The following is a 14,848-nucleotide window of genomic DNA, read 5'->3' as shown; positions in this document are numbered from 1 at the left end:
CCGTCCGCCTAAGACTGACGCCATCATTGGCGACAGGCCGATGTTATTTTTGGAGTCTTATGTCTTTTTCCAATCTCGGCTTGTCCAATGAAATTATCCGTGCAGTTACCGAACGAGGGTACACGGAACCCACGCCAATCCAGATGCAGGCGATTCCTGCTGTCTTGTCGGGTAAAGATTTATTAGCTGGGGCACAAACTGGCACTGGAAAGACCGCTAGTTTTACACTGCCGCTCTTGCATCGATTGTCGTCTAATAAGAGCAAAGCTACGCCAAATGGATACCCACCAATCCGGGCACTGATTCTCACTCCGACTCGCGAACTCGCTGCCCAAGTGGAAGAAAGCGTGCGCGAGTACGGCAAGTACTTAAATCTTAACTCAATGGTGATGTTTGGTGGAGTCAGTATTAATCTGCAAAAACAGCGTTTGAGGGGTCGAGTGGATATTTTGGTTGCGACTCCAGGGCGACTGCTAGACCACGTACAGCAGGGTACGCTGAATTTATCGCAGATTGAGGTTTTGGTGCTGGATGAAGCCGATCGGATGCTGGATATGGGTTTTATTAATGATATCCGCCGCATCCTCTTACTTTTGCCCAAACAGCGACAGAATTTGCTATTTTTCGCTACTTTCTCAGACAAAATTAAGACACTAGCCGCCGGACTACTCAATAATCCGACGATGATTGAGGTAGCACGCCGCAACGTTACCGCCGACACGATCGCCCAGAAAGTTTACCAAGTAGACCGTGACAAGAAACGCCAATTACTTGCTCATCTGATTCGGCGAGATAATTGGTATCAAGTGCTAGTGTTCACTCGTACCAAGTATGGCGCCGATCGTTTGGTGAAGCAATTGGGCGAAGACCGCATTCAAGCCTTGGCAATCCACGGTAATAAGAGCCAGCCTGTGCGTACCAACGCTCTGGCCAAGTTCAAAAATGGCACCTTACAAGTATTGGTGGCGACAGACATAGCTGCTAGGGGGCTTGACATCAGCGAACTGCCCCATGTTGTTAACTTTGATTTGCCCAATGTACCAGAAGATTATGTTCATCGTATTGGTCGCACCGGTCGCGCTGGCGCATCAGGTGAAGCTGTATCGCTAGTGTGTATCGATGAACAGCATCTCTTGAAAGATATCGAAAAACTGATTGAGCAACGCTTGCCGAAGGAAGTGGTTGCTGGTTTTGCGCCTAACCCCGATACCAACCCCGAACCAATCCCAAATGGACGGCAACACAGAGCCAAGCCTGGAGGTGAGAAGCGTCCGGCTCGTACTCCTAAACCGTTACCACAGAAATCGGCTAAACGTAAAGCAGCGCCACCTGCCACCAATGGCCAGAAACCTGGCGCTCGTTCATCGGCATCGCGCCGTTCTGCTAAAGGCGATCGCTAACATTCGTTAGCTGTTCAATAGATTGATTTTTCACGGCTCCTGGAAAATATTCAATGTAATCTCTGTCACATACAGTTGTCGGAATGCAGTTAACAGTGTCATAAACAAAAGGTGAAGGTTAATCTGTAGGGTATAACTTACCTTAGAGTTGCTTGACCTCTAGCTTCGATGGATCTATCACACTCATGACTGAACTGACGCTACGCCTACAAGAGGGAGATACCGAAACCACGATCGCAGTTGACCAAGATGTATTTACAATTGGTCGTTTGCCGGAATGTAACTTGTACTTACCTTTTGGTGGAGTATCCCGCAACCATGCTCGCCTAGTAAAAACGGCTGACGGTGTGTGGACTATTGAGGATCTGGGCAGCAAAAACGGGACGCAAGTCAATAAATATCTGGTTAACTATCCCCAAGAGTTACATCATGGTGATATTGTTTGGCTGGGCAATGTTAGCCTGGTAGTGCTGCTCACAACCCCTGTTTCTCAACCGACACATGAGTATGCCGGAATTTCGGACATTAACGAGCAAAGAACAATCCTTCATAATGTTGAGCAATTACAACAGCAATGGATTGCAGCTGATAGCAAAGATGGCAACATCAGTAATAAGGACAAAACTATTGCCCGTCTCAAAGATTTAGTTGACATAGCAAAAAATCTTTGTGCAGCCGCATCTATAGAAGAGATTTTTTCTCAGGTGCAGCAAGTAGTTTTTCGTTATCTTGATAGTATCGATCGCTTGGCATTATTAATTGATGTCAATGGTGGCGGTCAGTTGGAATTAATGAATGCTGCCACTAGAAATATTTCCCAACAGAAACATCTCCCTTCTGATGGTAGTTGGATTAGTCGTAGTATCTGTCAAAAAGTCTTTGACGAAAAAGTCGTCATTCAAACCGGTGATACTCATCAGGATGAACGGTTTGCTAGCGAACAGAGTATTTTAGTCAAAGGCATTCGTAGCGCGATGGCAGTGCCTTTATGGGATGAAAATAAAGTTGTGGGCGTACTGTATGCCGATGCCAATTTTTCTTCTTACCATTGGGCAAATGAAGGTGAAGAAGAATTGAGCTTTTTTTCCGCTTTAGCAAACCTTGTAGCTTCTAGCGTGCAGCGTTGGCTATTAGTAGAAAAACTCAAAACTGAAGAGATGATTCGTCACCGACTAGAACGCTATCATTCTCCAGCAGTTGTACAGCAGTTGATCTCTGTAGGCGGATTACCGGGTGGCCGTTTAGCTCCCACTGAGAGCGAAATCAGTATTTTGTTTGCTGATTTAGTTGGCTTTACGGCAATTTCTGAAAGGTTAACACCAACTGCGATCGCTCAACTATTAAATAATTTATTTGAAGAAATGCTAAAAGAAGTGTTTACTTGCGGTGGCACTTTAGATAAATATATTGGCGATTGTATTATGGCATTTTTTGGCGCTCCAGAACCGCAAGCAGATCATGCCGATCGCGCTGTTACAGCTGCCAAGGGAATGCTCACTCGTCTCGAACATCTGAATGCCAATGGTTTTTGGCTCGAACCCCTGCAATTACGGATTGCGATTAATAGCGGTAAAGCAGTGGTGGGAGATGTCGGTAGTTCCCAAAGGGTAGATTATACGGCATTAGGCGCAACGATTAATCTTGCTGCTCGGATGGAAGCAGTTTGTCCCCCTAGTGAATGCGTGATTAGTGAAGCCACCCATACAATGCTTTCACAACCCTCAGACTTTCAAGAAATGGGAGATTATCGTTTCAAAGGTATTGAGCGACTAGTTAAGGTTTATCAGACAAAATTGCAACCAGTACCAACAATCATTGCTCCAATCATGAATCTTTAGGGATTGGGCATAATGGGGAATAGGAAAAAATCACTAATTATGAATTATGTTAGGGGCTTCTAAATAAAAAATATCTAACTATTTCTTGTGGGCTGGGTGTCTCACCCGCCCCATTGGTGTCAACTTAAAGTTAAAGAACAATTGTCAATAAGTCATCCTACTCAAAAGGTTGCTGAAATCAACTAATTTAATTTATTTAATCTTGGGATCACTTTTCTCTTGAGTAGTGATGGTGTATCCGCCCCCTTTATAGTGATCGCACTTTTGAAAGTTGGTAACAACTTTCTAGAAGTTCAATAATTTCAGTAGCTATTTAGTTATATAAGAAAGTCTACTTTTATACTAAGTTAGCTGTGATATAAGTCTACAAATGCGATCGCCTACGGTGGGTAGGTACGCCATCACTTTTCTCTTCAGTGGCACTGTTCAGCACTGAAGATGTTTATTAAGCCTCTGATTGCAGCGATCGCTTGATTCATATTTTGGTTCAGCAACACCGGAAATTTTCTATATTGTTTTTTAAACGGGGCCTATATACGGAAAAAGTTTGTCTGTTGCTCAAGAAGAAATATTACAGAGAAAGTTTCTATATATTTATAACAAATTAAGTAAATAAGCGGAGAAGCTCTAGTATATTATTGTTGCTATAGGAAAACTCTGTAACAGTACCAATTTCAAAATCCCCGATTGGAATTACAGGTAGTGAACAACCTAAGTAACAAGTATCTTAGACATCTGTAAGGTTAAACTTATGACTTCATTTGCTTCTCTCTATGAGAAATTTGATGCTTCTCAAGCTCGAAAACTTGCAGGATTCATTCAACAAGCCTATGACCAATTTGACCTAAGAGGAACAGGAATTTGGAAACTTGAAGGGTCTTACGAATTAGTTGGTCAACTTGGTACAGAAGAAGTTCCCTTTGGTTTTGTTGTCTCTGAAACTGATAGCAATAATGTAGTGGTTGTATTTCGAGGCACAAAAAGATTTATAGAGTGGTTCAAAGACGTAAATATTCAACTTGTTTCTTACAGAAATAGCACAGAAAAGAATGGGCCAATGGTGAAAGCAACTTGGGATATTGCTGATGGTGTTACTCAGGAGTCTTCAAGCGAAATTCCGACTACTAATGATTTTGGCGATGTAACCGCAGGTTTTCGAGGGATCTACATTAATCTCCGGCAACAGATGATTAGAGCACTCGATCAATGCTCGGCAGATTATCGAATTTTTGTAACGGGACATAGCCTCGGTGCTGCGTTAGCAACTTTGGCAATTCCGGATATTCTCAACAATACTAAGTTTAACAACCATCAAAAGATTGAACTGTATACCTTTGCCAGTCCACGATGTGGGGACAGGACTTTTGCTACTGCCTTTCAAGAGACAGGCATACAGCACTGGAGAATTGCAAATACTGAAGATTTTGTGACGACGCTTCCATTCCCAACAGGAAATGTTTTTAGAGCGGAATCACCAATGAAAGCACCAGAGGCAGAACTTGGTCAAGGTGGAGTAAACGGTGTGGATGAAAATCCAAATCCAATTTTTGGGTTTTTCAAAGAAATGTATAACAGAAGAAAAAGAAGAATGCCAGATTACGTACATACTGGTACACCTGTCTATTTTACATTTCACGCAGCTGCTCTAGAAATGCATCACAATTTGCATGGGGTTTATATGAATGGAATTGGTCAAGATCCACTTAATCTTAGAAAATAATTTGTTAGTAAAATTTTGGCTGATACCAATTCTCTGTGAAGTTGCACATTATTTTGATCCCTCCCAATCTCCCTTTAACAAGGTGAAGTGCCGCAGGCGGTGGGGTTCTTTCTATGCGTCTTCATAAAGAATTGGTGTGACTATGCAAAATGTTAAATTGGAGGTGATCAAGACTTAAGTTTTTAGTTTTCAAAGCGAATCAATTTATAAAATATGGGAGATACTTAACCCTAGTATCAGTTGATTTTCGTGTCTTATATAGGTAGTAAAAAGTAAATGTGTGATGATTTAGACAAGATATCAATGTCTGACTTTCAGAAAGAATTCATTCTTTTAGAGTATTCTGAGATTCGCAGACAGAACCAATCCTACTTTGAAGAAACTAATAATTTGGCTCGTTATGCAGTAATCATTGCAGGTTTAGTTTGGACATGGTTATTAACACAAAAACCTCCACAAAGGGTAACTATAATTGCAAGTTGGTTGCCATTTGTTACTTCTTTCTTGTTCACAATTAGAGTGATTACTCTTTGGCTTGAGTTACGGCACCGAAGCAGATATATAAAAAACATTGAAGAAATGCTTAATATTCCCAAAAACTCAAATCCAAATGACCCTAAATTTGAATTTGGATTCGAGAAGAATCTTCCAACAAATGGGAGAAGTTGGATTTTTGGGAGTGCAGCCGCTTTCTGGATTATATTAATAATTACTACAGCAATAGTACCAAAGCTATTATTTGGCTGATCCTACTTAATTTTGAGATCAAATTTAATAGCCTGATGCTCAATTTAGCTGACTGTGCCAGCGTGAAAAATTTGCTCTGCGGTCAAATTCAACTCTGGAAAAGTTGGCGACTGGATACGGTCATCTCCTCGAAACTTACTAACGCGATACTCACCTTCTTCTAAAGAGCAAACCAAAATAGTAGGTTGTTTGGGTTTGCCAATAAATTCTCTACCGCCTAATGCAGCATAATCGACAATCCAGTATTCAGGAATTCCCATTTCTTCATAATCAGCATATTTTTTCAGATAATCATCACGCCAGTTTGTACTTACCACCTCAATTACTAAAGGAATTGATGCTGCTTGAGTAACAGTTGATTCTTTTTTCCACCGAGGTTCATTAACTAAATTAGGCTGATTTAGTATCAGGATATCTGGGGAATAAGCAGATTCGTTCTCAACTGGTTTAATGAATACTGTTTTAGGGATGAAATAACGAAGATTTAAGCGACTATATTCTAAAGTAATTTTTGTAGCTAAAAATCCAATCACCTCTTCATGGTCGCCTGTTGGTGGTGGCATCTCTACTACTACTCCATCATATAATTCGTAACGTTGTCCTGTGTTATCTGGATATTTAGCAACGAATTCATCGAATGTAACTACTTTGCGTAAGACTTGAGTCATGGCTTGATTCCTCAATTGTGCAAATTATAGCAACTTTACTTCTATTGAATTCATCAATATTAATACTTATTGATTGGTATATTTTATTTCAGAAATAATTGCAAAATTGTAATATTCAGCAACTAATTCTGGGTTATAAGACTAGAATTTGGGTGTAGCTTCCAGAATTGATCTGTGTAACACTAGGAAGCCTACCGAAGCTATTTTTAACGGGAGGTCAGGTAATGGCGATCGCCACCATTAATCCCGCCACTGGGGAGACGCTTAAAACCTTTGAGGCGCTCAATGATGCAGAAATTGCCGCTAAACTCGATTTAGCCGATCGGACTTTTGAACAGTATCGTCAGACTAGTTTCTCTCAACGATCGCAGTGGCTTTCAAAAGCTGCTGATATTTTAGAGCAGGACAAAGCAGAATTTGCTAAATTGATGACTCTAGAAATGGGTAAACCATTTAAAGCTGCGATCGCAGAAGTCGAAAAATGCGCCCTCGTCTGTCGCTACTATGCCGAACACGCCCCTGATTTCTTGGCTGATGTCAGTGTAAAAACTGATGCCAGCCACAGTTTTGTACGTTATCAACCAATAGGTGCAATTCTCGCAGTGATGCCGTGGAATTTCCCCTTTTGGCAAGTGTTCCGCTTTGCCGCACCAGCCCTGATGGCGGGGAATGTCGGCTTACTCAAACACGCTTCCAACGTGCCGCAGTGCGCCTTGGCAATTGAAGATATTATCCGACGCGCAGGTTTTCCTGAAGGTGCGTTTCAAACTCTATTAATAGGTGCTGCCAAAGTTGCCGATTTAATGGCTGATGACCGCGTAAAAGCTGCTACCTTGACCGGAAGCGAACCAGCAGGTGCATCCCTCGCCGTCGCCGCCGGCAAACAAATTAAAAAAACAGTTTTGGAATTAGGAGGAAGTGACCCGTTTATTGTGTTAGAAAGTGCTGACTTAGAGACAGCAGTTGTCACAGCTACTACAGCACGAATGTTAAATAACGGGCAATCATGTATTGCAGCGAAACGTTTTATTGTCGCAGATGCGATCGCAGACAAATTTGAAAAATTGCTTTTAGAAAAATTTGAGGCGCTGAAAGTTGGCGATCCCATGCAACCAGATACCGATTTAGGCCCACTGGCAACTCCTGGTATTCTCCAGGATTTAGAACAACAAGTGCAAGGTGCTATTAGCAGCGGTGGTAAAGTCCTCACCGGCGGACATCCTTTATCAGATCGTCCTGGAAACTTTTATCCGCCAACGATTATCATAGATATCCCCACCGACACACCAATTGCCAAAGAAGAATTCTTTGGCCCGGTAGCCTTGTTATTCCGGGTTCCAGATATTGATGCAGCCATTAAACTCGCTAATGACTCACCCTTTGGCTTAGGTGCAAGTGCTTGGACAACCAACGACCAAGAGAGCGATCGCTTGGTTGAAGAAATCGAAGCTGGTGCAGTGTTTATCAACAGTATGGTCAAATCCGATCCTCGGTTGCCCTTTGGTGGCATCAAGCGTTCTGGATATGGCAGAGAATTGAGTATCCAAGGTATACATGAGTTTGTCAATGTTAAAACCGTGTGGGTTAAATGATTAGTCATTAGTCATTGGTCATTAGTCATTGGTCATTGGTCATTAGTCATTGGTCATTGGTCATTAGCGATTAGTCAAAGAACAAAAGACAAATGACAAAGGACAAAGAACAAAAGACAAATGACAAAGGACAAATGACAAATGACTAATGACAAAGAACAAAAGTCTTATTCGTTAATAGAGTTGTCGGAAAATAAAATGAATACAGCAGAGTTATTGGTGCAGTGCCTAGAAAATGAAGGAGTGGAATACATTTTTGGACTTCCTGGTGAAGAAAATCTTCACGTTTTGGAAGCGCTAAAACATTCTTCAATTAAATTTATTACGACTCGTCACGAACAGGGTGCAGCATTCATGGCCGATGTCTATGGACGCTTAACCGGAAAAGCCGGAGTATGTCTTTCTACTCTTGGCCCTGGAGCAACCAACTTAATGACTGGGGTAGCGGATGCTAATCTCGATGGTGCGCCCTTAGTGGCGATTACCGGTCAAGTGGGAACAGATAGAATGCATATTGAATCTCATCAATATTTAGATTTGGTGGCAATGTTTGCACCTGTTACCAAGTGGAATAAGCAGATTGTCCGACCAAGTATTACACCAGAAGTAGTACGGAAAGCATTTAAGCGATCGCAATCTGAAAAACCTGGTGCAGTTCACATCGATTTGCCAGAAAATATTGCTGCCATGCCCGTCGAAGGCAAACCTTTGCGTAAGGATAATAGCGAAAAAACTTATGCATCTTTTGCTAGCATTCGGGCAGCAGCTGCCGCAATTTGCCAAGCTGTGAACCCATTGATTTTAGTCGGAAATGGAGCAATTCGCGCTCATGCCAGTGATGCCGTAACGCAATTTGCTACTTTGTTGAATATACCTGTTGCCAATACTTTCATGGGTAAAGGCGTGATCCCCTACACACATCAACTAGCTTTGTGGTCAGTGGGATTACAGCAAAGAGATTTCATTACCTGTGCCTTTGATAACACAGATTTAGTAATTGCGATCGGCTACGATTTGATTGAGTTTTCCCCGAAGAAATGGAATCGTAATGGTGAAATTCCGATTGTGCATATTGGGGTAAATCCGGCAGAAATTGATAGTAGTTATATTCCCAACGCCGAAGTTGTGGGAGATATTTCCGATTCCCTCTATGAAATCTTAAAATTAGCAGACAGACAAGGCAAACCCGATCCCTTTGCTATTAGCTTAAGATCGGAGATTCGGGCTGATTACGAACAGTATGCCCATGATGACGGATTTCCGATCAAGCCGCAAAAGTTAATTTATGATTTACGCCAAGTGATGGGCCCAGATGATATCGTCATCTCTGATGTTGGCGCACATAAGATGTGGATGGCTCGTCATTATCATTGCCATAGTCCCAATACTTGCATAATTTCCAATGGCTTCGCAGCTATGGGTATTGCAATTCCTGGCGCTTTAGCAGCAAAACTTGTTCATCCTAAGCGCAAAGTTATTGCTGTCACAGGCGATGGCGGCTTTATGATGAATTCTCAGGAATTAGAAACAGCCTTGCGTGTCGGTACGCCTTTTGTGACGATAATTTTCAATGATGGTGGCTATGGGTTAATTGAGTGGAAGCAAGAAAATCAATTTGGCAAAGGAAACTCATCCTTTGTGCATTTTAGCAATCCTGATTTTGTCAAATTAGCCGAAAGCATGGGTTTAAAAGGCTACCGAGTTGAATCGGCTTTAGATTTGATTCCCACTTTGAAAGAAGCCCTCGCTCAAGATGTACCCGCCGTGATAGATTGTCCCGTAGATTATCGGGAGAATCACCGCTTCAGTCAAAAAGCCGGCGAGTTGACTTGTGCGTTGTAAAAAGCAGAGATGCAATTAATCGCGTCTGTACAAGAGTTAGGAGTTATTTATTCCTAACTTTTTTAGTGTTTTGGTAGGGTGCGTTCGCACTTGGTGTAACGCACCACTTTATTCTTTACGGGGAACAGTTATTCACTATGAAGATCCCTTTGAGCCTACTGTACCTATAAAGGATTGGGAAGTCTTGCAACGATTTAAATTGTTATTGCGATCGCGCAGCGTCTCGTAGACAGGAGGAACGAAGAAGCAATCCCACCCGCAAGCGAATTTGATTGCGATCGCAATCAATACTAAGTTTGTACTTGATAACCCGCAACTTGGGTTAATAGATAGCCTTAACCATCCTCAAAAATTCTAAATTTCAGCACCTGATTTTGCTTCAGTACCCATTGGCGAAACATAATCGCGGAAAAGAGTAATCTGCTGCTCAAACTCTAATCCTTGAATTTTGCCAAACAAAGCTTTAGCTTCGGAAGGAAGTTGATAATCACCAGGTACAGGAATGATAGTCCCATCATCCATTCCTTGAGATAATCGATACCAAAATAGGAGTTTTGTGGTATCACCCAAAGAGCCATACTCACGAGAAATTTGGCTATCCGCTTTATTAATCAAATCACGCTGAACTTGTAATTGTTGTTCGTGAGATAATTCCTTAACTTGATTAAATAAACCTTCGGCTATTTCTGGAGAAACAGTACTGGCTCCAGGAGCAGCTGGAGTAATTGAACCCCCCATTTCTTTATAGATAAACCAAAACAAAGCAAGTTGTTGATCCACATTTAAGTTTTGCCAAGCTTGAACGTGTTCGCGAATAGTTGGATCGTTGGTTTGTGTGTATGTCATGATTAATTTCAATTGCAATTACTTATTTATTCTTAAGCAATGTTACCAAATGTATATTTAGAGTTTTACCCTACTGAAGACATATGTCTTAAAATCATAAAGAAGATCGTTCAAAGCCACAATAATGCTTGACAAGTGCCAAATGAAATAGTTGGCAATTAAAAGTCTGCTGCCAAATTGAATAATTGTTAAAAGCTATTTCCCTGGATAGATGTTATTTTTATTGTAATTGTGCAAATCCAGTGATAGCGAGTTTGCGAACATTATTAGTAATTACTGAAAAGGGGAAAAGGTTAAAGGGAAAGGAAAAATTCCATTCCTTTACCCCTTCCCCTTTCCCCTTTCCCCTTTGCCCATTCCCCTCTTCTTCATAAATGAAGAATTGTTAATCTCTATTTTCACGGGTTGCGTTGGCGTAGCCCGCCGCAGGCATCGCTCTGCATAATTCAGTTTTTCATTATTTTCTTAACTGTCTTCTTAACTGTCTTAACTGTCATTGCATTTTTTTGAAGATAGCTGGAAAATACAAACGTGATATTCAGAAGCACAGAAATAACTCATCTTTAAAAACAGTTATTTGCTCGCTAATAATACAATTATATCAATCAATTCTATTCTTTGGGAGAAGAAAAATTTGTGAATTCATTCAACGAAAGACAAAGTTATATAATAACGCAAGGTCAAGGCATTTATCTATCTGGCAATCCCGTTAAAACTGAAAATTTTTCTATTCAAAAGACCCTACGCGATGGTGGAAAAATCCGTTTCAAAATTCGTTATTCTGCTGAACTACAGGGTTTCTGTCTGCTAGAAATTTTTCTAATGAGAGCACAAAATAGAACACTAACTGCTGGCATGACTATCCCCAATAGTGGTTCGACAGCTAGTTTTCAAGAACAAGAGCAAGAATTTGGTATTTGGGAGCCAGAAGATTATTACTTCTTTTTCAAAATGTCTTCCAATAATGGAAAATTTTATATCGAGAATTATCAGCTTTATTGGTCAAACAATTAATTATTTTTCGTTGGGAACCTTGTTCTAATCCTTAGAGAATCGCAAGACAGGGGATTAAAGGAAGCCAGCCATTACGTGAACCTCAGAAAAAGAGTTTGTGACAGTTTGTTCTCAAGCACGTTTTTGCAATGATTCATATTCAAATTCAGCAACACCTAGTTGTTTTCTAAAGTAAGCACGGTAGAGTTCACAACGCGGTAAGATGCGATCGCTTTCATAAGCGATCAAACCCAAGCTTTCGAGCTTATGAGCGTCAATGGGATTGAGAGAAATACTTTGCTTTGCCGCTACAACGCCAACATACGCCTTTACTAAACTAGGATTTTCTTGTAAGATTGCCCAGTGTCGCCATAGATGATAGCGATAGATACCGCCGTTAGCGATCGCATCTTCTATCAGTTCTTCTAAGGTCATTCCTTGACAGCATAGATAATATAGAGCAATCCGAATCAGTGCCGGATGTCCCCCTACAAGAGACATCAGTTGCTTAACTTCGTTATCAGAAGCCCAATCTAAACCATGTCGTAGGGCTAAGTATTTTACTTGGTGGGCAGTAAATTCTGGCAGACGGATCGGTAGTCCAATATTAAATGGAGAACGGTTGATATCCAGCGAGACATATACTTCTGTGGAGTAAACTACCACTAGTCTGAGTTTCTGTAAGTTGGAATCTTGTCGTGCTTCTTCATACCAAGAGCGCAACAAACCAAAGAACTCTGGAGCAATTTCTGGATATTCAAAAAAGCGGTCAACCTCATTTAACACTAAAACTACTGGACTTTTGCACCGCTTGAGCAAATAAGATTGCAAATATAAACTGCAACTCAACTTACAACCTATTTCCTCATCCCAGTTTTCATCTAGCTTTGGGTTAATACCTAATTCTGTTGCAATTTGCCAACAAAGAGAACGCAAAAGTTTATTTAAGTCTGTCAGACAACTTGAATCGATTTGGTTACAATTCACATTCACCGAGCGATAACTTTGCATCTTGGCAAAGGCTAACAGCCGCAGCACAAGAGAACTTTTTCCCATTTCTCTTGGTGCTCGAATCCGAATCACACAGCCTGGTTGAATTACTTCTCGATAAACAAGTTCCTCGATGGGGGGACGATCGACATAGAAGGGGGAATCTACAGGTACTGGCCCATCTGGGTATGACCAAAGATTTTCGAGCTGGTTGTGGTGTTGAGTCGCAAGAGAATCTAAGGATAAAGACGGAAATAATTTTCTTTCTCCTGTATCTAAACTCATTGAGAGAGTTGGAGAAGCTTCATTACGATCTGGCTCACTCAGGATTGCATAGTCTCCGCTGCATAATTCTAGGTTAAAAGCGCTAAAGCACAATTTCAAGGTTTTTTGATCCACGCCTGTATTCAATGACCATAATCGGTTTAGAGTTTTGGTAGATACCTTCATGCGATCGCCTAAATCTTCTAGAGTGAAGCGATGTCCATTGTTTTCTACCTTTTCTATAGCCAGAATTGCCCTTTGTAAACGCTTCAGCCCAGCGATCGTTAAGATAAGTCCCCGCTTTCGTGTACTCTTAGATTGCTTCATATCATTAATTATCTATCTACTTTTTTCTGACCGTCTTAGCTATCTCCTCATTGTTTCATGTTTTTAAGTAGTTATTGAACAGTTACTTACCTGTTCTTAAAGTGTTTTTCAGCTAGTAAAAAAATATACATTTATATTTGAAGATAGTTAGATGGGTAGGTATAAATAAACGTCACTACATCAATTGCCATTTTTGCTATTTCTATGGAAAGGTGCAGACATTTCTGTATCAAGCATCCTTTACCATTTGCAAATAAAAAATCACAAGCCTTAATAGTTCACTTTATTTATACTGTTTTATTAAGTGTTATAACAATTACACCGTATAAGTAGGAGAGGAATGGAGGTGAGGTATTTTGAATGCAACACGCAGTAGGGGCGCATAGCTAACTATGCACCCCTACTAAAGACCTATATTTTAGGCAACTGAGAAACGCTATAATCTTTCATCAAGAAGAGTAAGCGCGTTACCCAAGAAGTATTTGAAGACTTTGTTGATTTATTACCAACGTCTCTATGCGTAACTAATTTATTGGCGAAAAGTTATTACTACTTGCTGCCAATAGGATATTCTGACGCATTTAGCGTGCAACTTTGTTTGTGATATTTCTGCCCGCCTTTGCCGCACTATCCCCTACATCACTAGCAGTTTCTTGAGCGCCCTCTACATACCCAGATCCAAATTCTTTAAAGGCTTCTCCTGACTGTTGCCCAATCTTCTGAAGTCGTTCGCCAGGAGAAGCTTCTGTTTCACGAGCGTCTTTAAACCACTGCCCTACTGTTTTCGGTCTTTGAGCATCATTCTGCTCTACCTGTTCACGAACTCTCTCTTTTAAGCCCTTGTCATTTTGCCCATCACTAACATTCGTTGTCAGCATTATAAAACCAACTAGGACAACAGCTAAAAAACCTTTTATCTGAAGTCCTTTAAGCAAGGAATTGATGTGACTAATCGTCCTAGAAACCAAATTTATCATGCCAATTAACTTATTTTTTGGAGTACTAGTAAAGACTAACTATAAAAAGGCAATCATCCTTCTAGCAAAAGGCATATCTTAGTTATAAAAAAGAAAGGCTTATTCAACCCTGGGGAAGAGAGAACTTATTTACGCTCTTTTGTGGATCTGAAAAAATACAATATTTGTAGATTGGGTTGAACAGAGTGAAACCCCCAACAAAAGCAAGGATTCTTGGTGTTAGGTTACTCTGCGGGAAGCCTCTTTGTGTCTACATTCGTCAACTAAAGCTACACCTGTATTTATAAAAACTAGTCACAACAAGGGTTTCTTATTTTTATCTGTCAATATTTCTAGTCTGTTATTTAGCATACTCACCTAACTCTGTCCTTAACAGTTATTCAATGTTAGATAATTTTGTATCAAAGTCTACCCCCGGCTCTTTCTCAACTGTTGTTAGCCCATTACGGAAAAGTATTATGCTCAAACAAATACAACAACTCAAAGCACTTCTGGCTTATAAAAACTCAGAAAACTTGGTTGATATTGCCATTCTTAAATCCAAGTTTTTTGGTACTAAAGTTTCTCCAAAAGTTGCTTCCAAACTACAACCAATAGTAGGATATTATCCCGTAATTGATTTGAACCAATTAAGTTAATATCCT

At 40.6% G+C, this 14,848-nt stretch carries 12 protein-coding genes; 8 read left to right on the top strand and 4 right to left on the bottom strand.

Annotation, left to right across the window (positions count from 1 at the left end; all coding sequences use genetic code 11):
* The first annotated feature begins 59 nt into the window (after positions 1 to 59).
* The 4 genes from RMZ42_RS10560 to RMZ42_RS10545 all read left to right on the top strand — a co-directional run bounded on the left by RMZ42_RS10560 (position 60) and on the right by RMZ42_RS10545 (position 5,705).
* The gene (locus RMZ42_RS10560; protein WP_322671379.1) at positions 60 to 1,400 is read left to right on the top strand and encodes a DEAD/DEAH box helicase; all 1,341 of its coding nucleotides are present in this window, start codon (positions 60 to 62) and stop codon (positions 1,398 to 1,400) included.
* Positions 1,401 to 1,585: 185 nt separating this feature from the next.
* A complete protein-coding gene (locus tag RMZ42_RS10555) occupies positions 1,586 to 3,238 on the top strand; it encodes an adenylate/guanylate cyclase domain-containing protein (protein WP_322671378.1) in 1,653 nt (550 codons plus the stop codon).
* A gap of 751 nt (positions 3,239 to 3,989) precedes the next feature.
* A complete protein-coding gene (locus RMZ42_RS10550; RefSeq protein WP_322671377.1) occupies positions 3,990 to 4,958 on the top strand; it encodes a lipase family protein in 969 nt (322 codons plus the stop codon).
* 276 nt (positions 4,959 to 5,234) lie between these two features.
* Positions 5,235 to 5,705, top strand: coding sequence for a hypothetical protein (locus RMZ42_RS10545; protein ID WP_322671376.1), 471 nt, complete (start codon positions 5,235 to 5,237; stop codon positions 5,703 to 5,705).
* A gap of 44 nt (positions 5,706 to 5,749) precedes the next feature.
* On the opposite strand, the gene RMZ42_RS10540 is transcribed toward RMZ42_RS10545, so the two are convergent.
* The gene (locus tag RMZ42_RS10540) at positions 5,750 to 6,373 is read right to left on the bottom strand and encodes a Uma2 family endonuclease (RefSeq protein WP_322671375.1); all 624 of its coding nucleotides are present in this window, start codon (positions 6,371 to 6,373) and stop codon (positions 5,750 to 5,752) included.
* 224 nt (positions 6,374 to 6,597) lie between these two features.
* Between RMZ42_RS10540 and RMZ42_RS10535 the strand changes: the two genes are divergently transcribed.
* On the top strand, positions 6,598 to 7,965 hold the full coding sequence (locus RMZ42_RS10535) for an NAD-dependent succinate-semialdehyde dehydrogenase (RefSeq protein WP_322671404.1): 1,368 nt from the start codon (positions 6,598 to 6,600) through the stop codon (positions 7,963 to 7,965).
* Positions 7,966 to 8,163: 198 nt separating this feature from the next.
* A complete protein-coding gene (locus tag RMZ42_RS10530; RefSeq protein ID WP_322671403.1) occupies positions 8,164 to 9,807 on the top strand; it encodes an acetolactate synthase large subunit in 1,644 nt (547 codons plus the stop codon).
* 354 nt (positions 9,808 to 10,161) lie between these two features.
* On the opposite strand, the gene RMZ42_RS10525 is transcribed toward RMZ42_RS10530, so the two are convergent.
* Positions 10,162 to 10,653, bottom strand: a complete 492-nt coding sequence (locus RMZ42_RS10525; protein WP_322671374.1) for an orange carotenoid protein N-terminal domain-containing protein — start codon at positions 10,651 to 10,653, stop codon at positions 10,162 to 10,164.
* 636 nt (positions 10,654 to 11,289) lie between these two features.
* Here RMZ42_RS10525 and RMZ42_RS10520 point away from each other — a divergent pair.
* Positions 11,290 to 11,667 carry a hypothetical protein gene (locus tag RMZ42_RS10520; protein WP_322671373.1) on the top strand — a complete coding sequence of 126 codons (378 nt, stop codon included), beginning with the start codon at positions 11,290 to 11,292 and terminating at the stop codon, positions 11,665 to 11,667.
* A 111-nt stretch (positions 11,668 to 11,778) separates the two neighbouring features.
* Here the strand turns inward: RMZ42_RS10520 and RMZ42_RS10515 are convergent, their stop codons facing one another.
* Entirely contained in the window at positions 11,779 to 13,227 is a 1,449-nt protein-coding gene (locus tag RMZ42_RS10515; RefSeq protein ID WP_322671372.1) for an AAA-like domain-containing protein, read from the bottom strand.
* 581 nt (positions 13,228 to 13,808) lie between these two features.
* On the bottom strand, positions 13,809 to 14,105 hold the full coding sequence (locus RMZ42_RS10510; RefSeq protein ID WP_322671371.1) for a hypothetical protein: 297 nt from the start codon (positions 14,103 to 14,105) through the stop codon (positions 13,809 to 13,811).
* A gap of 557 nt (positions 14,106 to 14,662) precedes the next feature.
* On the opposite strand from RMZ42_RS10510, the gene RMZ42_RS10505 reads away from it, so the two are divergent.
* Entirely contained in the window at positions 14,663 to 14,842 is a 180-nt protein-coding gene (locus RMZ42_RS10505) for a hypothetical protein (protein ID WP_322671370.1), read from the top strand.
* The last annotated feature ends 6 nt before the right edge of the window (positions 14,843 to 14,848 follow it).

Source organism: Nostoc sp. DedQUE05, assembly GCF_034530955.1.
Lineage (GTDB): Bacteria > Cyanobacteriota > Cyanobacteriia > Cyanobacteriales > Nostocaceae > Nostoc.
The sequence above is the reverse complement of the archived record's forward strand: the minus strand, read 5'-3'. Positions and strand labels throughout refer to the sequence as shown.

Coding starts and splice junctions, on each gene's coding strand:
- RMZ42_RS10515 (WP_322671372.1), bottom strand. CDS start 13,227: ATGAAGCAATCTAAGAGTACACGAAAGCGGGGACTTATCTTAACGATC.
- RMZ42_RS10560 (WP_322671379.1), top strand. CDS start 60: ATGTCTTTTTCCAATCTCGGCTTGTCCAATGAAATTATCCGTGCAGTT.
- RMZ42_RS10510 (WP_322671371.1), bottom strand. CDS start 14,105: ATGCTGACAACGAATGTTAGTGATGGGCAAAATGACAAGGGCTTAAAA.
- RMZ42_RS10555 (WP_322671378.1), top strand. CDS start 1,586: ATGACTGAACTGACGCTACGCCTACAAGAGGGAGATACCGAAACCACG.
- RMZ42_RS10550 (WP_322671377.1), top strand. CDS start 3,990: ATGACTTCATTTGCTTCTCTCTATGAGAAATTTGATGCTTCTCAAGCT.
- RMZ42_RS10505 (WP_322671370.1), top strand. CDS start 14,663: ATGCTCAAACAAATACAACAACTCAAAGCACTTCTGGCTTATAAAAAC.
- RMZ42_RS10535 (WP_322671404.1), top strand. CDS start 6,598: ATGGCGATCGCCACCATTAATCCCGCCACTGGGGAGACGCTTAAAACC.
- RMZ42_RS10530 (WP_322671403.1), top strand. CDS start 8,164: ATGAATACAGCAGAGTTATTGGTGCAGTGCCTAGAAAATGAAGGAGTG.
- RMZ42_RS10545 (WP_322671376.1), top strand. CDS start 5,235: ATGTGTGATGATTTAGACAAGATATCAATGTCTGACTTTCAGAAAGAA.
- RMZ42_RS10525 (WP_322671374.1), bottom strand. CDS start 10,653: ATGACATACACACAAACCAACGATCCAACTATTCGCGAACACGTTCAA.
- RMZ42_RS10540 (WP_322671375.1), bottom strand. CDS start 6,373: ATGACTCAAGTCTTACGCAAAGTAGTTACATTCGATGAATTCGTTGCT.